Raw genomic sequence first — 23,129 nt, forward strand, 5'->3', positions numbered from 1 at the left:
TCCTCTTACTTGGCGATCAGCAGGCATTCGGCGGTATCCGGATGGAACTCGCCGAAGATGCGGTAGGTGCCCGGTTGCAGCGGCTGCACCACGACGAAGGAACTGGCCCCGGGGGCCAGCACCTTCTCCATGCGGGGCTGGGTGCTCTCGAACTCCTCCGGGCCGGGGCCCTCGTTGCGGAAGATGATCTTGAACTTGGTCCCGGCCGGCACTTCCAGGCGGTTCGGGATGAGCTTTCCATCCTTGGCCACGATCTGGAAGGAAGGCAGCTCCGCTGCCGCGGCCGGCGCCGGCCCGACGAACAGGGCGGCGCACAGCAGCAGGGCGGGTACCACGAGGGAAGACAGGCGCATGGCGGCTCCTTAGAAGGTCAGCTGGGCACGCATGCCGAGCACCTTGATGGCCTTGGCCGTGGCGTCGCCGCCGGGCCGTCCCAGGTATTGCAGGTCGGGAGACAGCTCGAACTGCTTGTTGATGCGGTAGCGGTAATAGACTTCGGCCACGCGCTCGGCGCCGCTGGCGTTGAAGTTGTAGTCCGGAATGCCGTCGCCGTCCGCGTCCACGAAGGACGATTCGCCGGAAAACTCCTTGCTGGTGCGCAGCAGGCCGAAGGCCAGGCCGAGGGAGTCGCCGCCCCGATCCCAGTAGGAACCGCCCAGTTCGGCGCCCAGGGTGAGGGCCTTGTCGAAACGCACGTTGCCGGAGATCTGCTGGCCGTAGCGGCCGAACACCGTGACCGCATCGCCGATGCGCTGGTCGGCGGAAACGCCCAGGCCGGAATGGGATTCCTGGATGCCGGCGAAGGACACTGCCTGACCGTTGCGCCAGTAGTAGGCCCGGTAGTTGCCGGTGAGGCCGCCGAAGAACTTGCGCTGGGTCTCCATCTGGGCGATGACCATGGGCGAGCTGAAGGAGCGGGTGTAGGTGGAGCCGTTGGCGCCGGCACCGAAGACGCCGAGGGAGAAGCGCCAGGTCTCGGGCTTCTGGGTCTCGTTGTAGTAGGAGACGCGGAAGCCGGGGGAGAAGCCGTTGGCGTCCACCCCGATGTCGCCGCCCGCATCCAGCAGCGGGTTATGCACGAAGACGGTGTTGAGGAACTGGCGGGTTTCGTCGTTGGCGGCCGCGTTCTGGTCGAAGAAGACGAAGGGGTCCATCTTGCCGAAGTTGATCTCCAGCTTTTCCCGGGAGCGGGGCTTGTAGCCGCCGAAGGGCAGGGGAATGGTGGCCTGGTACCAGGCCTGGCCCAACACGGCCACGGAGTCATCCGGATTGCCGCTTTGCACGCGGAAGGCGCTGGCGTTGGGCTTGGCGTAGGAACTCATGCCGTTGAGGCCCTGGCCCTGGCCGAGGCGGAACTGGGCAAAGATGTGACTCTCGGTATCGCCGATATTGGCCAGAGGCAGGGTGACGAAGACGTCGCCCCGGTAGTTGAGCTGGCTGTTGCCGTTGCTGTCGCCGCTGGGCACGCCGGACGGCCGCTGGGCCACGGTGGTGAGGCTGATGCCGGCGGTGATGCCGTCCAGGGATTCCACCGTGCGGGCGGCCTTGAGCATGTCGAGGGACTGGAATTCCACGGCCTTCAGGCGGGCGGTGATTTCCGGCTCGTACTGGCTGATGTCGTCGCTGTCCAGACCCTTGGTGATGCGGGCGTTCTGCTCTTCCAGGGTCTTGATGCGCTGTTCCAGGGCCGGGGAGGCTTTCGTCGCCGGGGCGGCCTGGGCCTGCTTTTCCAGTTCCGCGTTGCGCTTTTCCAGCTTCTCCAGGCGCTCGTTCATCTTTTCCAGCAGCTTCAGCAGTTCAGCCTGGTTGCCGGCGGCCTGGGGGGCGGCGAAGGCCGGCGCGCTGCCGGCGATCAGGGCCGCCGTCAGCAGCGCCAGGGGGCGCGGCCGAAGGAGGTTGGTGGTGGCAGCCATGGCTTAGTACCCGCCTTTTTTGCCGATGCCGACGAAGGTGAATTCATTTTCCACTTCGAAGGGCTTGAACCAGGGGCGCACGCCGGTGAGACGGTCGGTGTGGCGGCCGAAATGGGCGTGCTTGTTTTCGGTGGGCGGCAGGATGGTGTACTTCACCTTGTACTTGCCCGGGCCGAAGAGCTTGATGTTGTCGCCGTAGTGGGGGCCGTCGTTGGCCACCATGGCCATGAATTCGCCGGAGGTCTTCTGGTCGGAGCCGATCTTGGAGACTTCGTACTTCACCACCAGGTAGGGAATCCAGTGGCCTTCCTCGAAGCCGTTGGGGTTGTTGGCCAGGGCCCGGATGTCGGCCTCGATGTGGATGTCGGATTCCTCGGCCTTGCGCATCATGCCGTCCGGCTCCATGTTCACCGCCTGCAGATAGACGGCGGAAATCTCCATGCCGTAGCGCTGCTGGGGCGTGCCGATGGGGTATTCCACGGCATTGGCGGAGAAGGACCAGGCAGCAGCGAGGGCTACCAGGGTACGGGCGAAGGAAAGGCGGATGGAAGGCATGACTAGGCTCCTGAGCGGTAATAGGCGGATGTTTTTGGGATACCGCTTTGGCGCGGCTTAATAACAATCTAAGTAAGAATGATTCTCGTGTCAATTATTCGCGTACGTCAGTTTTGCGACAGGTTTCTGACGGATGCTGCAATGCAAGAACTGGCGGGCTCCGGCGTCGGATCAGGCCATGCCGGGAGATGCCCCGGGGATGCGACTAGTTCTTTGGTGCTATTGCAATGCAAATGAGAGTTGTTATTATTTGCGATATGCCGTTCAGGCCGTGAGGGCGAAAACGACTCCGGCCTGTCCTGAATCCCGTCATTCCGCTCCATTCTTCCGAGGGGCGAGGAGGTGCCACCATGATTCCCTTCAAGCAGAAACATGAACCCGTCAATTTGCCGGAACTGGGCGAGGCCGCCCTGCCGGAACCGGCTGCGGCGGCTCCCGTCCCCAGCGCCGGCTCCCGTCGCAAGCGCCTGTGGGAACTGAAGCACCAGCACCACTGCCCGGTGATCGGTACCTGCCTGCCACTGGATCTGCTGCGGCGCCTGGCAGCCCGGGCCAAGATACTCGGCCCCAACATGTCCGACTTCTCCCTGCATACCCAGGCCGTGGGCTTTGCCGAGCAGCGCAATCCCTTTGCCGAGCTGATGCAGCAGGAACTGGAGCGGCGCTACAACCTCACCATCCAGCGCTTCCGCCCGGCCCGGGATGGCGATGCCATCTACCGCCTGTGGCGGGAGGCGGTGGCCTCGGGCCAGGTGGCGGACGCCCTGTGGGCTGCCTGGACCCATCCCCGTTGCGATACGGAGACGGCCCAGCGCATCTACGGCGACATCCACATGCTGTCCCACCAGGCCGGCGCCGCCCACCAGGCGGATGTGAACCGGCTCAAGCAGCTGGAGGCGGAAAACGCCGCCCTCAAGGCCGAACTGCAAGCCCAGCGGGAGAAGGGCGGCCAGCGTCTGGCGGAGAAGATCCAGGAGGCCGAACTCCTGAAGCGCCAGCTGGCGGAGATGGAAGTCTTTGCCTGCGAGCGGGAGGCCCTGGCGGTGCGGGTGGTGGAACTGGAGGCCCGCTGCCGCGAACTGGAAGGGGCCGACGGCGGCCAGAAGGCCCGGGCCGACGCCCTGGCCCTGCGCCTGGTGTCGGCGGAGGATCGCACCAATGCCGCCGAGGCCCGGGTGCGGGACCTGACCCGCCAGCTGGAGGAATCCCGCCGCGATCTGGTGGCGGCCGAGCAGGCCATGGAATCCTGGCTGCTGCTGGACGGCGCGCCGGACGGCGATGCCTGCGCCCTCTCCGCCGCCTGCGGCCGGGAATGCGCCAGCGGCAAGGACGGCGCCGAGGCCGCCATGCCGCGCCTGGAAGGGCGCAGCGTGCTTTGCGTCGGCGGCCGGCCCGGCCTGGTGGAAACCTACCGTCGGCTGGTGGAGCGGCTGGGCGGCCGCTTCGCCCACCACGACGGCGGCCTGGAGGACAATCCCCGCTTCCTCGACGGGGTGCTGTCCGCCGCCGATGCGGTCATCTGCCAGGCCGGCTGCATCAGCCATGGCGCCTACTGGAAGCTGAAGGACCACTGCAAGCGCACCGGCAAGCCCTGCGTCTATCTCAAGGGGGCCGGTGTTTCCAGCTTCGTGCGCGGTATTTCCGAGGTGGCGGAAGGGGCAGTGGAGTAGTTCCCCTGCTGCCTGAGCGGCAGGGATTTACGTTTTTTGACCTGCATCATATTGAGATCAATTCTCAATAAAGTACAGTGCGGACTTCGATCAACCCGCCGCGATCCAGCCAGCGACAGCAATGCCAGCCAGGCGCGGGGATTCCTTCCGGAGCCCGTCCATGTCAACGCTGTCATCCCTTGTCGCTGTTTCTTCCCCGTCGCGTCAGCGCCCACCTTTCGCCCTGCATCTGCTGGCCCTGAGCCTGGCTTCTGGCTTTGCCTGGGGCGCCGATAACCCCGCTTCATCCGAATCCGCCCTGTCCACCGTTAGCGTCACCGCCAAGGGCTACGCCGCCGACGAGCTGGAAACGCCCCTCAGCACCGTCTCTCTCGATCGGGAGGAAATCGTCCGCCGCGGCGCCAACAATCCGGGGGAACTGCTGCGCGGCGAACCCGGCATCGCTGTCGCCAGCGACGGCGCCCAGGGCCAGAACCCGGTGCTGCGCGGCCTGAAGAAGGAAAGCGTGGTGCTGCTGGTGGACGGCATCCGCCTCAACTCGGCCCAGCCCCAGGGGGCCATCGCCTCCTTTATGTCCCTCGGTCTGGCGGAACGGGTGGAGGTGGTGAAGGGGCCGTCCTCCGTGCTCTATGGCAGCGGCGCCCTGGGCGGCGTGGTCAATGTGCGCCTGCCCCAGGCCCAGTTCAAGGCCGGCACCAGCGGTTCCGCCATGGTTTCCTGGGATAGCGCCAGCAACGGCCTGCGGGCCACCGGCGTGGTCAATTTCTCCGCCGGCGACCATGCCCTGATGCTCGGCACCTCCAGCGCCCGCATCGGCGACTACCGCTCCCCCGACGGCAAGGTGGCCAAGACCGGCTACGATTCCGACAGCCTCATCGGCCAGTACCGCTTCCGCATCGACGGCCCCCAGCAACTGCGCCTCTCCTTCCAGGAGCATACGGACGAGGACGTGTGGTACCCCGGCTCCACCAAGGCAGCCGCCAACCCCATCAAGTCCACCACCATCTATTCGCCGAAGCAGAGCCGCCGCCTCATGGAAGCGGGCTATTCCCGTCAGGGCTCGGGCGAGGCGCCGCTGAACCTGGACTTCCGCGTCTACCGCCAGGAGATGGAGCGGCAGATCTACTCCTGGGCCAGCGGCATCAAGCGCAACAACGCCGAAACCAAGGTCTCCTTCGTCACCGAGGGCTGGGATGCCAAGGCCGACTGGCTGGTCCATCCCCAGCACCTGCTTTCCTTCGGCCTCAACGCCTGGGAGATGGAGGCTTCCCCCAACCGGCGCCTGTACCAGGCCGGCAACATGGTGGCCAACAACCCTTTCGCCGATGGCCGCATCGAATCCCTGGGCGCCTACCTGCAGGATGACATGCGCTTCGGCAAGCTCAACGTGCTGGCCGGCCTGCGCCACGACACGGTCAAGGGCAGCGCCGCCTCCATGAACAACGGCGCCGTCAAGAACGGTCTTTCCCGCAGCGACAGCGCCACCTCCGGCAGCCTCGGCGCGGTCTATGAAGCGGCGCCCATGCTGCGGCCCTACGCCAACCTCTCCCGCGCCTTCCGCGCCGGCGAGATGCGGGAACGCTACGAGTCCTCGCCCCGGGGCGACGGCTACTATTACGTCGGCAATCCCCAGATCAAGCCGGAAGAGGCCACCCAGTTCGAGCTGGGCCTGAAGGGTGCCAGCGCCGACTTCAACTACCACCTGGCGGCCTACCGCAACAGCATCGACAACTACATCACCGGCCAGCCCACCGGCACCTTCATCAGCGGCCTGCCGGTGAAGGCCACGGTGAACCTGGGCCGGGCCGTCATCGCCGGGGTCGAGGCCTCCGCCCGCTGGCAGGTGCGGCCGGGGCAATGGCTGAACGCCGGCTATTCCCGCCTGCGGGGCGAGAACAAGGACCTGGACGAGCCCCTTTTCCAGATGCCGGCGGACGAACTCTCCCTCGGCTGGGACGGCGCCGTTGCCCAGGGCTGGCGTGCCGACGCCACCCTGCGCCTGGTGGCCCGCCAGGACCGCATCGCCACCCTCTTCAGCCGCGGCAGCGAAAACGCCACCGCCGGCTTCGCCACCGCCGACCTGGGCGCCACCTACCGCTGGTCCCGGCAGAGCTTCCGCGTCGCCCTGAAGAACCTGGCCGACAAGCGCTACCACGAACACTTGGCCGAAGGCGTCAGCGGCAACGAAATCCTGGCCCCCGGCCGTTCCCTCGTTCTCACCTGGAAAGGAGACTTCTGATGCAATTACGCCCCTCCGCCCTGGTCCTGCTGCTGGCCGCCCTGGCCGGCGGCCCGGCCGCGGCCCACGACCACGACGCTGGCAGCGGCAGCGACCAGCGCCAGGTGATCCGGCTGACGCCGGCGGAAAAACATTTCCTACTCTCGGAAATGCGGGGCTTTGTCGCCATCACCCAGAAGATCGTCAGCGCCGCCACCGCCAACGACATGGCGGCGGTGGCCGAGGCCGCCCGGGTGGGCGGTCTCAAGGCGCACCAGAAGGACTTCGCCAACCCGGACAGCCTGGTGCACGGCATCCGCAAGAAGGCGCCCCAGGCCTTCTTCCCCCTGGGCCGGGAGACCCACATCAACTTCGACCGCATCGCCGAACTGGCCACGGAACTGAAGGACCGGGACGTGGTGCTCAACACCCTGGCCGACAACCTCAACAACTGCATCGCCTGCCACAGCGCCTACCGGGTGGAAGAAGCTCACTAGACGCCTGCCCTGGAAGGCAGAAGGGACGCTCCTCTCAGCCGTGCCATGGCTGAGAGGAGCGTCCCTTCTTGTTTCTGGCGTGGTGGTCTGGGGAATCCGTGGCCGGGACTACTCGGGCCCTAGTAAACGTCCCGCCGGTAGCGGCCTTCCGCCAGCAGCCGGTCCAGGGCTTCCCGGCCCAGCAGCTGGGCCAGGGTTTCGTCCACCGCGGCGCCCATGGTGGCGGCGCTGCCGCAGACGTAGACGGCGGCGCCCTCGTCGAGCCAGTCCTGCAGCACATCGCCGCGCTGGGCCAGGCGGTGCTGCACGTAATCCTTGGCCGCCTGTTCCCGGGAAAAGACCAGGTCCAGCCAGGGCAGCAGGCCATTGTTGCGCCAGCGGGCCAGGTCTTCCCGGTAGTGCCGGTCCGGACCGGCGTGGCGTTCGCCGAAAATCAGCCAGTTGCGCTTATCTCCCCGGGCTTCCCGGGCCTTGAGCAGGGCCCGCAGGCCGGCGATGCCGGTGCCGTTGCCGATCAGGATGAGGGGCCGGCCGGCGTTGTCGCCGAGGCGGAAATTGGCGTGGGGCTTGAGGCGCAGGGCCACGCTGCGGCCCACTTCCAGGTCCTTGCAGAGGTGGCCGGAAGCCAGGCCGGGGGTGCCGTCGGGGCGGGCCTGCAGGCGCACCAGCAGGTGCAGGGCGCCGTCGGCGGGCAGGGAGGCGATGGAATAGTCCCGGGGATGTTCCCCTGCCTCTGGTGGCTGTACCTGCACCAGGTCGCCGGCCTGCCACTCGGGCAGGGGGCCGTGTTCCGGCGCCAGGGCCAGGTGGAACACGGGGGCGCCGCTGCTGCCCGGATTGAGGTGGCGCCGCTCCAGCAGGCGCCAGGGGGTGAAGGCCGGGGCGCGCCAGTCCGGCGTCTCGCCGCTGCCGGCGATGTGGGCCACCTGCTGCTGCCAGGCCGCAAGGGCGTTGGCATCCTGGTTGTCCATCTCCAGGGGGGCAAACAGCGGCACGGCGCCCCGGGCCTCCAGCCAGGCGGCCAGGCGCCGGCCGAAGGCGCAGAAGTGGGTGTATTCCCGGTCTCCCAGGGCCAGCACGCCGACGTGCAGGCGGGAAAGGTCCGGACCCGCGTCGGCCATGCAGTGGCGCTCGAAGAGGGCGCCGTTGTCCGGCGCGTCCCCTTCGCCGCAGGTGCTGACGAGGAACAGGGCCTGTTCGTGGGCGGCCAGCAGGGCCGGGGTGACCCGGTTGAGGGGCACCAGGGTTGTGTTGAGGCCGGCAGCCCCCAGGCTGCGGGCGGTGTGTTGCGCCAGGGCCTCGGCGCTGCCGCTCTGGCTGGCATAGGCCACCAGCACGGGGCGCCCGCCGTCGCCGAGGGGCGCCACGGCGATGCGCTGCCGCCGCCGGTGGCGCAGATAGACGGCAGCGCAAAGGCCGCCGTAGGCCAGGGTGGCGCCCCAGGCGGTGAGGAGTCGCACGGTGTCGGGCATGAAATGGAACGGAAACGGGGAGAAGGGTTGCTGGCGGGAACGGTGAAGGGGTGCAGCTCAGGCCGCTTACCCCGGTCACCGGGAACGGGAAACCCGAGGCAGCCGGGGCACAGAAACCTCGGTGATCTCCGTGCCCTCTGTGGCTAAACGCTTGTCGCGCTCTTACTGGGGCAGCACTTCCAGGGTGGCGGCATAGGTGACGCGGCGTTCTTTGGCTGCCTTGACGCTGGTCTTGCTGTCCTTCAGTTCGGCGTCGAGCCAGTACATGCCGGCTTCGGGGAAGGTGACGCTGAACTTGCCGTCGGCGCCGGTCTTCAGCTTCATTTCGCCCAGCTGGTTGCGGTAGCGGGTGGCGCCCTTGGTGACGGTGACTTCCAGGCCGGCGGCGGGCTTGCCGTCCAGCAGCATCTGGAAGGTGGCGGCCTCGCCGTTCACCAGGTCGTTGGGGTGGGTCACCGGCACCAGTTCCAGGCCCTTGCCGATGGGGGCCAGGGCGGAGGGCTTGCCGACGGTGACGAAGGTCTCGTTGCGGCCGGCCATTTCATTGACGTTCAGCTCTTCCGCCTCGGCCGGGATTTCCCTGGCGAAGGCTTCGGCACTGCCGCGCCAGCGCTTGGGTTCGCCCTTCAGCTTGAAGCTGGCCATGATGCCGGCGTTGACCACGGCCACCCGGTAGGTGCCGGCCTGGGTCAGGTTGAGGTCGAAGACGCTGCGCAGCTTGCCCTTGGCCAGGTTTTCCGGCGCCACCTTGCTGCCGTCGGGGGCGGTGACGGTCAGGTTGTCCAGGTTGAGGGCGTTGTGGTTGAAGAAGAAGAGGTCGTTGGCCACGGCCGCATCCACGGTGATCCACTGGGCCTTGGAGAGCACGGTGGAGGAGGGCAGCAGCCAGGCATTGTGGGCCTGGGCGGCAGGCACCAGGGCGGTGGCCAGGAGGGCGGCGATAGTTAGGGGGCGCAGCAGTTTCATGGGAATCCTTTGCGGTGGGAATGGGGAGGAGTTTTAAAAGCTGGCCACAGAGGGCACAGAGGTCACCGAGGGGGCGGGGCGGAATGAACCGCCCGTGCCGTTCAGGGCTTCAGCTCCAGGGTGATGTGGCCCAGTTCGCTCTGGCCCTGGGCGGTGGCCTGCTGGGCCTGCTTGGGGGGCCACTGGAAGGGGATGTAGAGCAGCTCGCGGCCGCCCACTTCCCGGCCGGCTTCGATGCCCAGCTTGTAGTCGCCGGGAGGCAGGTCGCCGAGGGGGGCCTTGCCCTGGGCGAAGCGCAGCTTCTGCTTGCCCACGGTGGGGGTGGCGCCGGTGATGCCGTCCACCGGCATGGCCAGGTCCCGGCCGCCGCGGCGCCACCACTGGCGCAGGTCCTTCAGCCACTTGGTGCCTTCGCCGTTTTTCATCTTGGCGTCGTAGAGCACCGCCAGGTGTGCGGCGATGCTGTTGTCGGCCCGTTCCACCCACACGGCCACATAGGGGCGGTGGTATTCGGCCACGTTGAGGCGGGGGATTTCCACTTCCACCGCCAGGTCGGCGGCCAGGGTCGGCAGGGCGAGGCCGCAGCCGAGGAGCAGGGAAAGCAGGCGTTTCTTGGCGAACGTCATGGTCGGAGGCTTTCGGTAATAGTTGGGGGAGGGTCAGTGCATCAGCAGCAGGGCCAGCAGCAGGGGCACCAGGGCGCCCAGGCCCACCAGGGGCCAGGTGCCGGGCCGGTTGCCGGCGTGGTACTTGAGGATGAGCAGGCCCGAGAGGGAAAACACCAGGCAGGCGGCGGAGAAGATGTCGATGAACCAGCGCCAGGCGCCGCCGGTGTGGCGGCCCTTGTGCAGGTCGTTGAGGTAGGAGATCCAGCCCCGGTCGGTCACTTCGTATTCTGCCTCGCCGCTTTCCCGGTCGATGCGCAGCCAGGCGTCACCGCCGGGCCGGGGCAGGGCCAGGTAGATTTCCTCCGGCGACCACTCGGCCTCCTGGTCGGCCGCCTCGATGCCCAGGGCCGCGGCGGCCCAGGCCGCCAGGGCCGGCGGCAGGGGCGCCTGCCGGGCTTCGGCGGCAGCCGGTGCCAGCTGGGCTTGCAGGGCTTCGGGCAGTTGCAGCTGCTGGCGCAGCACCGTCGGTTTGCTGCCGATGTCGGCGGCGTGGTTGAGGGTGATGCCGGTGACGGCAAAGAGGACCATGCCCAGCAGGCAGATGGCGGAGCTGATCCAGTGCCACTGGTGCAGGGTTTTCAGCCAGCCGGGGCGGCGGGCGGGGGCGATGCTTGCTGCGGTGTTCATGGGACGGCTTACATCTCCGCCCATTGGCGCAACAGGTTGTGATAGTGGGCGGTGAGGGCCACCACCTCCTCGCTGTCGCCCACCTGCTGGCGTAGCTTCTGGATGGTGCAGTCCAGGTCGAACATCATGGTGCGCTTCCAGTCGTCCCGGATCATGCTCTGGGTCCACAGGAAGGAGCAGATGCGGGCACCCTTGGTCACGGGCTCGACCCGGTGCAGGCTGGTGGAGGGGTAGACGATGGCGTCGCCGGCCGGCAGCTTGGCCTGGTGGCTGCCGTAGGTGTCGTCCACGAACAGGTCGCCGCCCTCGTATTCGTCCGGGTCGGTGAAGAAGATGGTGGTGGAGACGTCGGTGCGGATGCCAGCTTGGCTGCCGTGGGGATAGCGGATGGCGTTGTCCACGTGGTTGCCGTAGAAGCCGCCGCCTTCGTAGTGGTTGAAGAAGGGCGGCAGGATGCGCTGGGGCAGGGCGGCGGAGAAGAAAAGGGGATTATTGAGCAGGGCGCCGGTGACGATCTCCCGCAGGCGGGCGATGGCCGGCGTGCCTTCGGGCAGTTGCAGGTTCTGCTTGCGCTGGGCCGCCTGGATGCCGGCGGTGGCGAGGCCGTCCTGCCATTGGGCGTTGGCGAGAATGTGGCGGCACTCGGCCACCTGGTCCCGGGTCAGCAATTCCGGAATATGCAGCATCATGATGCAGGGCTCCTTGGCGATGGGCTAGGCCCGGGTGAAACGAAAAACCCGCCCGGCGGACCGGGCGGGGAGGCAACGCTTAGAACTTGTAGTTGGCCGTCAGGATGGCCTGGCGACCCGGGGCGACGCTGACCATGTGGCTGGCGTAGGCCTTGTCGTAGTACACCTCGTCGAACAGGTTCTGCACGTTGAGGCGCAGGGACAGGTTCTTGTCCACCTGGTAGGTGGCCATGGCATCGGCACGCCAGTAGGAGGGGACCCACTTGGTGTTGGCGGCATCGCCGTACACCTTGGAGACGTAGTAGGCGCCGCCGCCGATGGTCAGCTGGGGCAGGATGCGGTAGCTGGTCCACACGCTGAAGCTGTGCTCGGGCGTGTTGGGCACCTTGTTGCCCTTGTTCTCGGCGTTGGCGTTGTAGCGCCAGTTGGTGCCGCTCTTGCTCCAGTAGGAGGGGCCCGGTTCCACCAGTTCGGAATCCATGTAGGTGTAGCCGCCGGTGACCTGCCACTTGTCGGTGAGGTTGCCGGCAAAGCCCAGCTCGTAGCCGTTGATGTGCTGCTTGCCGACGGTGGCCATGGTGTTGGCGTCCAGGCTGATCTTGGCGTTGGTCTTCTCGATGTTGAAGACGGCGCCGGTGAGGGCCAGCTTGTTGTTGAACAGGTTCCACTTGGTGCCCAGCTCGACGCTGCGCACCTCTTCCGGCTCCAGGTCCTTGTTGGTCAGGGACAGGTTGTCCGAACCGTCGCTGGCGGTGATGCCGGAGGGGTTGGCGGCGGTGGCGTAGTTGGCGTAGACGCTGCCGTTGTCCTTCGGCTTGAAGACCACGCCGGCCTGGTAGCTGGTGAAGCTGGAGCGGCTCTGCAGTGGCACGGTGGTGGATTTGGTGCCGTTGGTGGTGTAGCCGTCGAGGGAGGTGCGGAACTCGTCGTCGCGCAGACCCAGGTTGAGCAGCCACTGCTTGTTCAGGGTCAGGGTGTCGAAGACGTAGATGCCGCGGGAGGCGGTGCGGGTGTAGGTGCCGGCGGTATTGCGGGTGACGGTGCCGGTCCAGGAATCGTTGGGGTTCGGATTCTGGATGTTGGCGTTGGATGCGCCGGTGACGGTGTAGCCGCGGCTGTCCACCTCGTTGTGCATGAACTCGATGCCGGTGGCGATGTTGTGCTTGATGTCGCCGGTGAAGAACTCGCCCACCAGCTCGGTGGCGTTGATGACGCTGTCGCTGGTGGAGTTGCGGTTCTTGGAGCTGCGCGGCAGGGTGGTGCCGGTGACGATGGAGGCGTTGGAATCCCCCGGGTTGGTCACCACGTAGTCGTTCTTGGTCTGGGTGAAGCGGGTGGAGTTGCGCACCGTCCACTTGTCGTTGATGTCGTGTTCCAGCTTCAGGGTCTGGCTGTTGACCTCGGTGCGGCTGAAGTCCCGATTCACCAGGCCGTAGAAGTTGTTGCGGTTTACGTTGAGGGGACCGCCGTCGCCGTTCTTGGCCACGGCCGTGGGGTTCAGGGTCGGGGCCACGGTGGGCGGGGTGGTGGCGGTGGAGCCGCCGGTGCCCTGGGCCACGGTGGCGTACTTGGCGATGGGATTGTTGTAGGGGATGCCGTAATCCGGCAGGCCCTCGGTCTGGTAGTGGTAGACGCTGAGGCTGGCGCGGGTGGGAGTGCCCAGGCCGGCGGCGAGGGAGGCGGCGACGCCGTCCTTCTTGTTCCACACGGCGTCGCGGCCGGCCACATCGCTGTCTTCCTTCATCAGGGAGAGGCGGGCGGCCATGTGGTCGCCGATCTGCCGGTTGATGTCGGCGGTGGCCCGCTTGTAGTTGGCGGTGCCGACGCCGATGCTGGCATCGCCGAAGTTGCCCAGGCGGGCATTCTTGGTGCTCAGGTTGATGCTGCCGCCGACGGCGCCGCCGCCGCTGTAGGCGGAATCGGGGCCCTTGGTCACGTCCACCTGCTCCACGGCGAACATGTCCCGGGACTGGGAGCTGGGGTCGCGCAGGCCGTCGATGAAGAAATTGGCTTCGGACTTGAAGCCGCGGATGATGGGGATGTCGCCGGCCGGCGTGCCGCCTTCGCCCATGCCGAAAGTGATGCCGGGGGTGGTGCGCAGGGCATCCTGCAGGGTGGTGGCGTTGGTCTGCTGCAACACTTCCTTGGTGATGACCGTCAGGGTCTTGGGCGTATCCACCAGGGGAGCCGTGTATTTGGTGGACGCGGCCGTATCCGCCTTGAAGGTTTCCGTCTCGGCGGTGACGCTGACCGTGGACAGGGTCTGTTCCTGCTGGGCCAGGGCGACGCCGGGAACGGCGAGGGCCAGGGCGGTGAAGGCGGCGCTGCGCTTGAAACGGGGCTGCTGGTCGGGGGCGTGCTTGTGGCTCTGGATGTAGGCCATCGGTCAAATCTCCGTGGGGATTTTTGTGGGAAGTCGTTGAGGCTGGCTTCCTGACCGATGACGTGCCGGCGGGCGGCGTCTGCAGGTGGCTGGCTATCCGGGATCGTTAAATCTCGTAATGAAGCCAATGATAATTGTTTTCATTTGTAATGGTCAAACCGTAGGCAGGCCGGAAAGGCTTGCCAGATCAGGGGTTTCGCGCGGATAGCAGGCGGCGATGCCTTGATTTTCAATGGATTTCAACCTGGATCAAGGTTGCATCCAGGTGTGGTGTGAAAACAACAGGTCGGCGTTGATGTCGGCCAGGGTGGTGCAGCCGGCCATGGCCATGGTCACCTCCAATTCCTCCCGCAGCAGCTTCAGGGTGTGGGCCACGCCCAGGGGGCCGGCCGCCGCCAGGCCGTAGACCCAGGGCCGGCCCAGGAGCACGGCCGCGGCGCCCAGGGCCAGGGCCTTGACCACGTCGCTGCCGCGGCGGATGCCCCCGTCCAGGAGCACCGGCAGACGGCCCGCCACGGCCTGCACCACCGCCGGCAAAGCCTCGATGCTGGCCGGCAGGGTGTCCAGGCTGCGGCCCCCGTGGTTGGAGACGATCAGGCCATCCACCCCCAGGTCGGCCGCTTGGCGGGCGTCTCCCGGGTGGGTGATGCCTTTGAGGATCAGCGGCAGGCGGGTCAGGGAGCGGACCCAGGCGATGTCCTCCCAGGTGGGGGCCGCAGCCATGATGCCGTCGAAGACGATGCTCTGGCCCGGATGCAGGGCGGGCTGGGCCGGCGCCGCCATGCCCCGCAGGTTGGCCGGGTCGATGCCGGCGGGCAGGTGGAAGCCGATGCGCTGCTCCCGGTTGCGCAGGCCGAAGATGGGCACGTCCACCGTCACCACCAGGGCCTGGTAGCCGGCGGCCTCGGCCCGCTGCACCAGCTGGCGGGTGAAGTCCCGGTCCGGCTGGAAGTAGAGCTGGAACCACAGGGGCGCCTCGGCCTGGGCGGCAATGTCCTCCAGGGGCGTGCTGGCCAGGGTGGATACCACCATGCCCGCCTGCAGGGCGCCGGCGCCGAGCACGGTGGCCAGTTCCCCTTCGGGATGGAACAGCTTCTGGTGTGCCACCGGAGCGAGGAAGAGGGGATGCTCGTAACGCTGGCCGAACAGTTCCAGCCGGGTGTGGCCGCCCCGCACGTCGGCCAGGACCCGGCCGTTGAGGCGCAGGCGGTCGAAGGCCTCCTTGTTCCAGCGGAAGGTCAGCTCGTCGGCGGAACCGCTGTGCAGGTAGGTCCAGGCGTTGTCGTCGAGGCGGCGGCGGGCATAGGGCTCGTAATCGCCGACGGCGGCGATTTCCCGGGGGATGCGTTCCAGCAGGGGGGCGTTGAAGGCCATGGCGGAATGGGGGCGAGAGGCGATAGGGCAAACTTTACCGGCAAATCGGCGCTGCCGCTGCCACCGCGCCCGGGTCGGGGCGGAGGCAGCGGTGGCGCCGGCTCAGTCGTCGGTGGTGCTGCGGGGCTGGCCGGGGGCGGTCGTGCTGGTGGTGCCCACCTGGGGCCGGGGCCCCAGGGGCAGCACCAGGGCCCGGCCCTGGCGGCGGATGCCGAGGAGGCCCATCTCCCGGTTGGGGATGCGGCCCAGGGCCAGGTTGAGATCGTGGATTTCCTTCACCGGCTGGCCGTCCAGGCTGTCGATCTCGTCTCCCGGGTCCAGCCCGTTCTGCTCGGCGATGCCCTGGACGGCGAGGATGCGCAGGCCGCCCTTGGCCGGCAGTTCCTGCAGCACCAGGCCCAGGCTGCGGGCCGGGTCGTAGGCGGCCAGGTTGGTGGCGGGGCGCGGCACTTCCCGCTTTTCCCCCAGGACCACCCGCACGCTGCAGGACTGCTGCTGGCGCCACAGTTCCAGTTCCAGCCGGTCGCCGGGGGCCGCCGCGGCGAGGAAGCGGTGCAGGTCGCCGCCGTCGGCCAGAGGGCGACCGGCGATGCCGATGACCAGGTCGCCGGCCTGCAGCCCGGCCTTTTCCGCCGGGGTGTCGGCATGGACCCGGGTCACCAGCACGCCCCGCTGCCGGCCCAGGGCCCGGGCCGCCGTTTCCGTCGCCTGCAGCTCGGCGCCGAGCCAGCCCCGCTTCACCTGGCCGTCCCGGATGAGGATGGCGGCCACCCGCCGGGCCTCTTCCACCGGGATGGCGAAGCCGATGTTGGTATAGCCGCCGGAGCGGGAGAAGGACATGGAATTGATGCCCACCAGCCGGCCCTCGGCGTCGAACAGGGGGCCGCCCGAATTGCCCGGGTTGATGGCCGCATCCGTTTGCAGGAAGGCCACGTGGGGATTGCTCGGCAGGAAGCGCCCGCTGGCGCTGACGATGCCGGCGCTGACGCTGTGGGCCAGGCCGAAGGGCGAGCCGACGGCGAAGACCGGGTCGCCGGGGCGCAGCTCCTTGCTGCTGCCCAGGGGCACCGGCGGCGCCAGGGGGGCGGTGGTCTTGAGCACGGCGATGTCGGTGGTGTCGTCGCTGCCCACCACCTTGGCCTCCACCTCCTGGCCGTTGGGGGCGATCACCAGGATCTGCCGGGCGCGGCGCACCACATGGGCGTTGGTCAGGAGATGGCCCTGGGCGTCGAAGACGAAACCGGAGCCGGTGCCGTCCGGCACCGGCAGGCCCGGCGCGGTGTTGGCGGCGGCGACGGCGGCAACACCCTCGCTGCGGCGGACGCGGATCTGCACCACGGAGGGCAGCCGCTCGGCAACCCGCATGGCCAGGCTGCCCTGGCCGGCCGTGCCCGGGGAGGGGCTCGGGGCGGTGATCTGGGGCTGGCCCGGCGTAAGGGCGGTGTCCCCATTGGCGGCGGCGGATGCCATGGTGAAGAAGGCCAGCCAGAGGGCGTGGCGGAGGGGGGAGGTGTGGGTCATGACGGTGTTCCTGGCGGGGTAGGGCAGCTTAAAGGGTCTGCAGGAAGGCGGCCAGGGCCTCCACGTCGGCCTCGTTCAGTTCCAGCTTGCGGATCAGGGGCGACAGGGGCGGGGCGTAGGGGTCGCCGGCGGCCACGGCCTTGGCCGTGGGGTTGCCCATGGCGTTGCCGTACATGCGCAGCAGACCCTTCAGGTCGGGGAAGACGCCGTTGTGCATCCACGGCCCGGCCTGGGCCACGCCCCGCAGGCTGGGGGTGCGGAAGGCACCTAGGTCGGCCTTCTCCCGGGTCACTTCGAAGCGGCCCAGGTCCTGGTTGCGGCGGCCGTAGTAGGAGAGGCCGATGTGGTGGAAACCGTGGTCGGTGAGCAGGGGGCCGTTGTGGCAGTTCATGCAGCGGGCCTGGGTGCGGAACAGGTGCAGGCCCTGCAACTCCTTGTCGGAAAGGGCGTTCCTGCGCCCGGCCAGGAAACGGTCGAAGGCCGTGGCCGGCGGGCGCAGGCTACGCACGAAGTCGGCCAGGGCCCAGGCCAGCTGGGCCTCATCCAGGGCGGGGGCGGCGAAGGCGGCCTGGATCAGGCTGCGGTGTTCCTCCAGGCCGTTGACCCTGGCCACGGCGGCGGCGATGGGGTGGTTCATCTCCACCGGGTTGGCGATGGGGCCGAGCACCTGGGCTTCCAGGCTGTCCACCCGGCCGTCCCAGAACAGCTTGGCGGCGAAGGGGGCGGCGAAGAGGGGCGGGGTGCGGCGGCGGCCCATGAGCTGGTCCTCGCCCACGGCCAGGGGCTTGCCGTCGGTGAAGGATTTTTCCGGCTGGTGGCAGGAAGCGCAGGAAACCTGGCCCTTGGCGGAGAGGTGGGGGTCGAAGAAGAGGGCCCGGCCCAGGGCCACCCGGGCGGCCTGGCGGGGGCTTGCGGCGGGCGCCACGGCGGGCACCGGCGCCATTTCCTGCCAGGTCACGCCCGCATCCACCTGGGGCTTGGGCCAGGTGCCGGGGGCACCCTGGTAGAGCCGGCGCAGGCAGGCGTTGTCCCAGCTGCCATTGCTGCGGCAGGCGATATCGGGGGCGGCGGCCAGGGCTGGGCCGGCCGCCAGCAGCAGGGTGAGGAGGAGGGTCTTGGAAAGTGGTGTGACGTTCATGGCGGGCCTCAGAAGCGGTAACCCAGTTCCAGCCAGAACTGGCGGCCGGTTTCGTACTGGGGGATGTTGTTGACCGGCTCCAGCTGCATGGAGCGGTTGAGCACGTTGTCGATGCGCAGGTTGGCGAAGATGCTCTGGGTGCCGCTGACCTTCTTGCTCCAGCCGATGTTCATGTCCCAGCTGAGGGAGCCCGGGTACTGCTTGGTTTTCCATACGTCATAGGTTTCGCCGTTGATGGTCTGGGTGGTGCCGGTATCCACCACCGCCTTGTAGCCGCTCTTGAGGCGGAAGAAGTTGGTGATGGTCAGGTTCCAGGCCGGGATGCTGGAAAGGGTGGTCAGGCGCAGGGTCTTGGGCCGGTTGAAGTTGTTGGCGGGGCGGTCGAGATAGTGAATCAGCTGGCCGTTGTAGACGATGTACTTGTCGAAGTTGCTCTGGCTGATGGCGCTCTCGCTGATGTCGGTGTGGGAACGCTTGTTTTCCGTGATGTCTAAGCCCAGCTCCCATTGATGGGTGGTGGCGGCTAGCTTCCAGGGCACGGTGGAGCGCAGGGTCAGGGTAGTGATGTCGGTTTCGGTACGGCCGTCGTTGGTATAGCTGTAATAGTTTTTGTTGGTGACCATATCCTTGATGGTGCGCAGGGTAACCTGGTCCTTGCCTTCCCGATGGATGAACTTCAGTTCCGCCAGCCAGCCATCGAAGCGCTGGGAGAGGCCCAGCATCTGCTCGTCGTCGAAGGGAATATTGATTTCGTTGAAGCGGTTGGCAGCGGCGCTGTTGGGCGCGCTATATACCCAGTCGGTGATCTTACCGGCGGTAATGGTGCGGGACTCGGTGATCTTCAAGGCTTCCCGGCCTTCTTTCAGACGATAGGCGTAAAAGGAGCGGCCGTAATAGCGGTTTTGGCCCAGGATGACGTTGGTGCGGTTATTCCCCAGCACGTCCAGGTTGAGGGAGAAACGGGGCGCCAGGGTGGCTTTGTCCATGTAGTCGTCCCAGTCGCCGCGCAGGCCGAAGCGGGTGCGCAGGCGTTTCCAACTGATGTCGTCCTCCAGGAAGTAACCAAATTTTTTGGTGGAGAAAGATATCTCTCCTGCCCGATAAATATCCCGTTTGTTGAAATACTGCCCAGGGCCGCTGACGGTGGTTCCGCCACTGACGTAGGAATAGGGGGAGAGGGAGCAGGTGTCGCTGTCCGTCCCACCACCGGCTAGGGCACAGGTGGTCGTGCTCTTGGCGTTGGCCGGCAGGTAGGAGTAGTGGTTGTTAAGGCGGGTATAGCGGGCCTCCTCCGTCTCGAACTCGGCACCGGCCATGAAGCGGTGGGCTGTGGGGCCCAGGGCCAAGGGGATGGATTCGAAGCGGGCCTGCAGGGAGGCGGCCTTGGAACTCTGGTCCACATTGCCCCAGGCGCCTTCCACCACAGTGGTTGCATTGGGCGCCGGATTCCAGTTCTTTGCGGCGGAGGGGCGCCAGGACTTCATGTAGTCGGTTTCACCCCGGCGGGAGCTGTCGCTACTGCTATAGCCGGCCTGGACGAACCACTTGCCGGTACTCATCCGATGCTCCAGGGCCGCCTGCAGCTGCTGGCCGCCGGAAGTCAAGGTGAAGCCGGAATCCTTCTGGTTCTTGATGAAGTAATTGTCTTCTCCCGGGGCGTCCACCACCGTCACCCGCAGCCGGGTGTCCGGCGAGATGTTGATGACGTTCTTCAGCCACAGGTTGTCGATCTGCCGGGTCTGGGTTTTCTCCGCCGCATCCGTGGTGCTGCCGTTGCTGCTGTAGGCCCGCAGGGGAATGTCGGAGGTGCGGCGGCTGAAGGCGGCAGTGACGCCCCAGCTCTCGTTGATGCGGCCGCTGACGTTGCCCTTGTAGAAAACCTTGCGGAAACGGGGCTGGGCCGTGTATTCGCTGGAATTCTGGAAGGCCTCGTAATCCCGTTCGTCCACGATCAGCTTGGTCCAGTTGCTGCTGGTGTACTGCACGCTCATGGCTCCGCTCAGCTCGGCGCTGGGGTCGCAGGTTTCCACATTGACTACGCCGCCGTTGAAGCCGCCGTAGCGGGCCGAGACGTTGCTGTCGGCGATCTGCAGTTTGCAGATGAGGCTGGTGTCCAGGGCGATGCCCTGGGCGGCGCTGGGCGGGTCCGTGAAATGGTTGGGATTGTTGGAGCCGGGGTCGATGTCGTTGTTGATGCGAGCCCCGTCCACCTGGAACAGGTTCTGGTAGTACTTGGCACCGTTGATGGAAATGTCCTGGGGCGCGATTTCCCCCTGGCGCTTGCTCTGCATGCGGGTCTCGCTGAACTGCACCCCGGGGTGCATCTTCAGCAGGCTGGTGGCGTCGCCGTTGCCGGCGGGGAAGCTGCGGATCAGTTCCTCGTCGATGGTACGGCCGCCGAGAAAGGGGTCCCGCTGGTCCACCACCTTCACTTCAGGCAAATGACGGTCCGCAGGGGCGGCGGGGAGGATGGGCGTCGCCGGCCGCGCCAGTGCCGGCAGGGCCTCCAGCAGCACCGTGTTGTTGCCGGTGCTGCGGTAGCCGATGCGGGTGCCGGCCAGCAGGCGTTCCAGGGCCTGCAGGGGTGGCAGGCTGCCGCTGACGGCGGCGGAACGGCGGCCTTCCACCAGGGCCGGCGGGAAGCTGATCTGCAGGCGGGTCTGGCGGCCCAGCTCGATCAGGGCCGGTCCCAGGGCCTGGGCCGGAATGTTGAGGCGCACGGCGACGCCGGCGGCCGGCGCCTCCGCCGCCTGCAGCGGCAGGGCGGCCAGGGGCGAGAACAGGGCCACGGCCAGGGCCAGGGGTCGCAGGCGGGGCAGGGGCACGGGGGAGGAGAGGGGATTCTGGGGGCGCATGATGACTCCGGAAAAATGGTTCTTTTCCGTAGGACGTCTGCCGGCCCGGTACACCCCACCCCCGGGCCGGAATTTTTTTCATCGCACCAGCAACAGCCCCGGCAGGCGGGTCACCTGCAGGCCGGCGCCCCTGGCCAGCAGGCCGAGGGCGGCCTCGGGCCGGGCCGGGTCCACCGTGCCCGAGACCAGTTGCTGCTGCGCCGCCTGGCTCAGCAGCAGTACCTTCTGGGGCAGGTAGCGCTGCAGCTGGCCGGCGGCCACGGCGAAGGGCTGGCGGTCGAAGGCCAGCATGCCGTCGCTCCAGGCATCGGCGCCGGCCGGGGCCCGGGCCGTTTCCAGGCCGCCGGGGCCCACCCGGGCCATGTCCCCCGGCCCCAGCACCGCCTCCCGCGGGCCTTCCTGGCAATCGCCGCAGTGCACGGCGACCCGGCTTTCGAGCACCGTCACCACGGTTTCCCCCGCCAGCTTTTCCACCTGGTAGCGGGTGCCCAGGGCGGTGGCCCGGGTTTCGCCGACGGCGACGGAGAAGGGGGCGAAGCCTTCGCCCTGGGGCTGGCGCGCCACTTCGAAGAGGGCCCGGCCCCGCAGCAGCTCCACCTCCCGCCCTGCCTGGCCCAGGCGCACGCGCAGGGCGCTGCCCGATTCCAGGACCACCCGGGAGCCGTCGGCCAGCTCGATGTGGCGGTTGCCGCCCAGCTCCGCCAGGTGGTCGGACCGGGCGGCGAGCCACCATTCCGGCAGCCAGGGCAGGCTGCCCAGGAGCAGGGCCAGGCTGACGGCGCCGGCCGCCGCGTGGCGGCGCCCCCGGGGCGGTTGCAGGCGTTGCCGCTGCACCTGGCCGAGGGTGCCCCAGAGGCGGCGGATCTGCTCGTAGGCCCGGGCGTTTTCCGCCGCGGCGCCGTACCAGGCGGCGAAATCCGCCTCCGCTGCGGCATCGTAGTCGTCGGCCCCCTGGCGGGCGATCCAGCGGGAGGCCTGTTCCAGGGCGCGGGGGGGCGGCAGGCGCGGCATCACATCTCCTCCAGGATGGGCAGACATTGCAGCAGCACCCGGGCGATGTGCTTTTCCACGGCGGAAGCTGAAATACCCAGGCGCTTTGCCGTTTCCGTGTAGGTGAGGCCCTCCAGCCGGTTGAGCACGAAGACCTCCACGGTGCGCGGGGGCAGGGCCCGGATGATGGCTTCCAGGCGCTCCAGGTTGCGCCGCTGCTGCACCGTCTCCAGGGTGTCGGGGCTGGTGGCCGTGGGGTCGCCGCTGGCGGCGTAGTCGGCCTGCAGGCGCAGTTCCCGGCCGTTGCTGCGGTGCCAGTCCACGGCGATGTTGGCGGCGACGCGGAAGACGTAGCTGCGGCCGTTGTCCACCGCTTCCGCCGGGCGGGCCTTGCACAGCTTGAACCAGCAATCCTGGGCGCAGTCCTGGGCGGCATGGCGGCAGCCGGTGCGCAGGGAGAGGAAATCCACGATTTCCCGGTAGTTTTCCAGGTAGATGCGGGAAAGCAGGGAATCGCTGGGGGGCATGTCAGGCCTCGGCGCGACGGAAGCGGTCGCGGAAAAGGAAGCCCTGCACCAGGTCGAAACCCAGGCGCCGGGCCAGCTTCAGGTCGTTGGCGGTCTCCACTCCCTCGAGCACGGTGCGCACGCCCAGGCTGCGGGCGGCGGGCAGGGTCCAGGAGAGGATGGCGGTGCGCCGCTCCCGTTCCAGCGAGTCGGCCAGCCAGGAGCGGTCGAACTTGAGGTAGGCGGAATCGTTGAGGGCGGCGAAGGAAATGAGGCCCCGGGAGGCGGCCAGGTCATCCATGGCCAGCAGGACGCCGTCGGCCTTCAGCTCCTCCACCAGTTGATGGGAGAGGGCCACGTCGCCCATGTCCAGGTTCTCGATCACCTCCACCACCAGCCGCTGCCGGTGCGGCAGGAACAGTTCGGTGAAGGCGTTGCGTCCGTCCGGGCCGTGGCCGGCGGCGAAGCTGTCCGGGTCCAGGTTGACGAACAGCAGGCCCTCAGGCGGCGCCAGGGAAAGCTGCAGGCGCTTGGTCTCCAGTTCGGTGTGGAAGAGCAGCAGGGGGTCGTGGTGCAGGGCCTGGAACACCAGGTCCGGCGGCAGGGGCGTGCCGTCGGCGGCGCTGAAGCGGGCCAGGGCCTCCCAGCCCAGGCTGTCGCCGCTGGCGGGACAGACCAGGGGCTGGTATTCGACGGCAAAACGGCGGGCGAGCAGGCATTCCAGCAGGGTGTGAGGGTGCATCGGACTACTGGCCTTCCCCTTCGGGGACGTACACCATGGAACCGTCCTTCATGCGGTAGGCGACGCCGGCCTTGGCCCCCTCGCCCTGGCCGATGTTGCCGCTGGCCTTGTAGCGTTCGATCTTCTCGCCCTTCTTGATCACCATCTCCATGGTGGGCTTGCCCGGGTCGGTGATGACCGTCACGTCCTGCTTGGAGAAGGGGTTGAGCACCGGGTTCTGGGCCACGGTGACGAGCAGGGCGGCGATGATGACGAGGAAGATGTCGATCAGGTTCACCACCGAGAGGATGGGGTCCTCGGTCTCCGGTTCGTGCAGCAGCTTGAGGCTCATTGGTGGGCCCTCCT

At 67.7% G+C, this 23,129-nt stretch carries 20 protein-coding genes; 3 read left to right on the forward strand and 17 right to left on the reverse strand.

What is annotated here, in order from left to right; genetic code table 11:
- Nucleotides 1–5 precede the first annotated feature (5 nt).
- From AC3QLZ_RS15135 to AC3QLZ_RS15145, 3 genes are read right to left on the reverse strand one after another with little or no spacing between them, the layout of a single operon-like run.
- Nucleotides 6–353: a cupredoxin domain-containing protein gene (locus tag AC3QLZ_RS15135; protein WP_014236742.1), complete on the reverse strand. Its 348-nt coding sequence runs from the start codon at nt 351–353 to the stop codon at nt 6–8.
- A gap of 9 nt (nt 354–362) precedes the next feature.
- Nucleotides 363–1,913, reverse strand: a complete 1,551-nt coding sequence (locus AC3QLZ_RS15140) for a carbohydrate porin (RefSeq protein WP_014236743.1) — start codon at nt 1,911–1,913, stop codon at nt 363–365.
- Between the two features lie 3 nt (nt 1,914–1,916).
- A complete protein-coding gene (locus AC3QLZ_RS15145; RefSeq protein WP_014236744.1) occupies nt 1,917–2,468 on the reverse strand; it encodes an iron transporter in 552 nt (183 codons plus the stop codon).
- A 350-nt stretch (nt 2,469–2,818) separates the two neighbouring features.
- Here AC3QLZ_RS15145 and AC3QLZ_RS15150 point away from each other — a divergent pair, with 350 nt between their 5' ends.
- The 3 genes from AC3QLZ_RS15150 to AC3QLZ_RS15160 all read left to right on the forward strand — a co-directional run bounded on the left by AC3QLZ_RS15150 (nt 2,819) and on the right by AC3QLZ_RS15160 (nt 6,853).
- Nucleotides 2,819–4,138, forward strand: coding sequence for a DUF2325 domain-containing protein (locus AC3QLZ_RS15150; RefSeq protein ID WP_014236745.1), 1,320 nt, complete (start codon nt 2,819–2,821; stop codon nt 4,136–4,138).
- A 160-nt stretch (nt 4,139–4,298) separates the two neighbouring features.
- Complete coding sequence (locus AC3QLZ_RS15155) at nt 4,299–6,377, forward strand: TonB-dependent receptor (RefSeq protein ID WP_014236746.1); 2,079 nt, start codon at nt 4,299–4,301, stop codon at nt 6,375–6,377.
- Entirely contained in the window at nt 6,377–6,853 is a 477-nt protein-coding gene (locus AC3QLZ_RS15160; RefSeq protein WP_014236747.1) for a hypothetical protein, read from the forward strand. The genes AC3QLZ_RS15155 and AC3QLZ_RS15160 overlap by 1 nt, the downstream gene beginning before the upstream one ends.
- A gap of 119 nt (nt 6,854–6,972) precedes the next feature.
- On the opposite strand, the gene AC3QLZ_RS15165 is transcribed toward AC3QLZ_RS15160, so the two are convergent.
- The 14 genes from AC3QLZ_RS15165 to AC3QLZ_RS15230 all read right to left on the reverse strand — a co-directional run bounded on the left by AC3QLZ_RS15165 (nt 6,973) and on the right by AC3QLZ_RS15230 (nt 23,115).
- Nucleotides 6,973–8,325: a sulfite reductase subunit alpha gene (locus AC3QLZ_RS15165; protein ID WP_014236748.1), complete on the reverse strand. Its 1,353-nt coding sequence runs from the start codon at nt 8,323–8,325 to the stop codon at nt 6,973–6,975.
- 162 nt (nt 8,326–8,487) lie between these two features.
- Nucleotides 8,488–9,291: a DUF4198 domain-containing protein gene (locus AC3QLZ_RS15170; protein ID WP_014236749.1), complete on the reverse strand. Its 804-nt coding sequence runs from the start codon at nt 9,289–9,291 to the stop codon at nt 8,488–8,490.
- A 101-nt stretch (nt 9,292–9,392) separates the two neighbouring features.
- On the reverse strand, nt 9,393–9,917 hold the full coding sequence (locus AC3QLZ_RS15175) for a DUF2271 domain-containing protein (protein WP_014236750.1): 525 nt from the start codon (nt 9,915–9,917) through the stop codon (nt 9,393–9,395).
- 33 nt (nt 9,918–9,950) lie between these two features.
- Nucleotides 9,951–10,586, reverse strand: a complete 636-nt coding sequence (locus AC3QLZ_RS15180) for a PepSY-associated TM helix domain-containing protein (RefSeq protein WP_043797953.1) — start codon at nt 10,584–10,586, stop codon at nt 9,951–9,953.
- A gap of 8 nt (nt 10,587–10,594) precedes the next feature.
- Nucleotides 10,595–11,275: a Fe2+-dependent dioxygenase gene (locus tag AC3QLZ_RS15185; RefSeq protein ID WP_014236752.1), complete on the reverse strand. Its 681-nt coding sequence runs from the start codon at nt 11,273–11,275 to the stop codon at nt 10,595–10,597.
- Between the two features lie 79 nt (nt 11,276–11,354).
- On the reverse strand, nt 11,355–13,658 hold the full coding sequence (locus AC3QLZ_RS15190) for a TonB-dependent receptor (RefSeq protein ID WP_014236753.1): 2,304 nt from the start codon (nt 13,656–13,658) through the stop codon (nt 11,355–11,357).
- A 249-nt stretch (nt 13,659–13,907) separates the two neighbouring features.
- Complete coding sequence (locus AC3QLZ_RS15195; RefSeq protein WP_014236754.1) at nt 13,908–15,032, reverse strand: alpha-hydroxy acid oxidase; 1,125 nt, start codon at nt 15,030–15,032, stop codon at nt 13,908–13,910.
- A 102-nt stretch (nt 15,033–15,134) separates the two neighbouring features.
- Nucleotides 15,135–16,553, reverse strand: a complete 1,419-nt coding sequence (locus tag AC3QLZ_RS15200) for a trypsin-like peptidase domain-containing protein (RefSeq protein WP_014236755.1) — start codon at nt 16,551–16,553, stop codon at nt 15,135–15,137.
- A gap of 28 nt (nt 16,554–16,581) precedes the next feature.
- On the reverse strand, nt 16,582–17,691 hold the full coding sequence (locus tag AC3QLZ_RS15205) for a cytochrome-c peroxidase (protein ID WP_014236756.1): 1,110 nt from the start codon (nt 17,689–17,691) through the stop codon (nt 16,582–16,584).
- An 8-nt stretch (nt 17,692–17,699) separates the two neighbouring features.
- Entirely contained in the window at nt 17,700–20,546 is a 2,847-nt protein-coding gene (locus tag AC3QLZ_RS15210; RefSeq protein WP_014236757.1) for a TonB-dependent receptor, read from the reverse strand.
- A 78-nt stretch (nt 20,547–20,624) separates the two neighbouring features.
- Entirely contained in the window at nt 20,625–21,557 is a 933-nt protein-coding gene (locus AC3QLZ_RS15215) for a FecR family protein (RefSeq protein WP_014236758.1), read from the reverse strand.
- Nucleotides 21,557–22,063, reverse strand: a complete 507-nt coding sequence (locus AC3QLZ_RS15220) for an RNA polymerase sigma factor (RefSeq protein WP_014236759.1) — start codon at nt 22,061–22,063, stop codon at nt 21,557–21,559. The genes AC3QLZ_RS15215 and AC3QLZ_RS15220 overlap by 1 nt, the downstream gene beginning before the upstream one ends.
- A 1-nt stretch (nt 22,064) precedes the next feature.
- Nucleotides 22,065–22,784, reverse strand: coding sequence for an EAL domain-containing protein (locus tag AC3QLZ_RS15225; RefSeq protein ID WP_014236760.1), 720 nt, complete (start codon nt 22,782–22,784; stop codon nt 22,065–22,067).
- A gap of 4 nt (nt 22,785–22,788) precedes the next feature.
- Complete coding sequence (locus tag AC3QLZ_RS15230) at nt 22,789–23,115, reverse strand: DUF2149 domain-containing protein (RefSeq protein ID WP_014236761.1); 327 nt, start codon at nt 23,113–23,115, stop codon at nt 22,789–22,791.
- Between the last annotated feature and the right edge of the window lie 14 nt (nt 23,116–23,129).

This window comes from Azospira sp. MPR-LB4, assembly GCF_058809525.1.

Bases quoted from the DNA above. Each gene is read 5' to 3' on its own strand.
- AC3QLZ_RS15135 (WP_014236742.1), bottom strand. From the start codon at position 353: ATGCGCCTGTCTTCCCTCGTGGTACCCGCCCTGCTGCTGTGCGCCGCC.
- AC3QLZ_RS15140 (WP_014236743.1), bottom strand. From the start codon at position 1,913: ATGGCTGCCACCACCAACCTCCTTCGGCCGCGCCCCCTGGCGCTGCTG.
- AC3QLZ_RS15145 (WP_014236744.1), bottom strand. From the start codon at position 2,468: ATGCCTTCCATCCGCCTTTCCTTCGCCCGTACCCTGGTAGCCCTCGCT.
- AC3QLZ_RS15150 (WP_014236745.1), top strand. From the start codon at position 2,819: ATGATTCCCTTCAAGCAGAAACATGAACCCGTCAATTTGCCGGAACTG.
- AC3QLZ_RS15155 (WP_014236746.1), top strand. From the start codon at position 4,299: ATGTCAACGCTGTCATCCCTTGTCGCTGTTTCTTCCCCGTCGCGTCAG.
- AC3QLZ_RS15160 (WP_014236747.1), top strand. From the start codon at position 6,377: ATGCAATTACGCCCCTCCGCCCTGGTCCTGCTGCTGGCCGCCCTGGCC.
- AC3QLZ_RS15165 (WP_014236748.1), bottom strand. From the start codon at position 8,325: ATGCCCGACACCGTGCGACTCCTCACCGCCTGGGGCGCCACCCTGGCC.
- AC3QLZ_RS15170 (WP_014236749.1), bottom strand. From the start codon at position 9,291: ATGAAACTGCTGCGCCCCCTAACTATCGCCGCCCTCCTGGCCACCGCC.
- AC3QLZ_RS15175 (WP_014236750.1), bottom strand. From the start codon at position 9,917: ATGACGTTCGCCAAGAAACGCCTGCTTTCCCTGCTCCTCGGCTGCGGC.
- AC3QLZ_RS15180 (WP_043797953.1), bottom strand. From the start codon at position 10,586: ATGAACACCGCAGCAAGCATCGCCCCCGCCCGCCGCCCCGGCTGGCTG.
- AC3QLZ_RS15185 (WP_014236752.1), bottom strand. From the start codon at position 11,275: ATGATGCTGCATATTCCGGAATTGCTGACCCGGGACCAGGTGGCCGAG.
- AC3QLZ_RS15190 (WP_014236753.1), bottom strand. From the start codon at position 13,658: ATGGCCTACATCCAGAGCCACAAGCACGCCCCCGACCAGCAGCCCCGT.
- AC3QLZ_RS15195 (WP_014236754.1), bottom strand. From the start codon at position 15,032: ATGGCCTTCAACGCCCCCCTGCTGGAACGCATCCCCCGGGAAATCGCC.
- AC3QLZ_RS15200 (WP_014236755.1), bottom strand. From the start codon at position 16,553: ATGACCCACACCTCCCCCCTCCGCCACGCCCTCTGGCTGGCCTTCTTC.
- AC3QLZ_RS15205 (WP_014236756.1), bottom strand. From the start codon at position 17,691: ATGAACGTCACACCACTTTCCAAGACCCTCCTCCTCACCCTGCTGCTG.
- AC3QLZ_RS15210 (WP_014236757.1), bottom strand. From the start codon at position 20,546: ATGCGCCCCCAGAATCCCCTCTCCTCCCCCGTGCCCCTGCCCCGCCTG.
- AC3QLZ_RS15215 (WP_014236758.1), bottom strand. From the start codon at position 21,557: ATGCCGCGCCTGCCGCCCCCCCGCGCCCTGGAACAGGCCTCCCGCTGG.
- AC3QLZ_RS15220 (WP_014236759.1), bottom strand. From the start codon at position 22,063: ATGCCCCCCAGCGATTCCCTGCTTTCCCGCATCTACCTGGAAAACTAC.
- AC3QLZ_RS15225 (WP_014236760.1), bottom strand. From the start codon at position 22,784: ATGCACCCTCACACCCTGCTGGAATGCCTGCTCGCCCGCCGTTTTGCC.
- AC3QLZ_RS15230 (WP_014236761.1), bottom strand. From the start codon at position 23,115: ATGAGCCTCAAGCTGCTGCACGAACCGGAGACCGAGGACCCCATCCTC.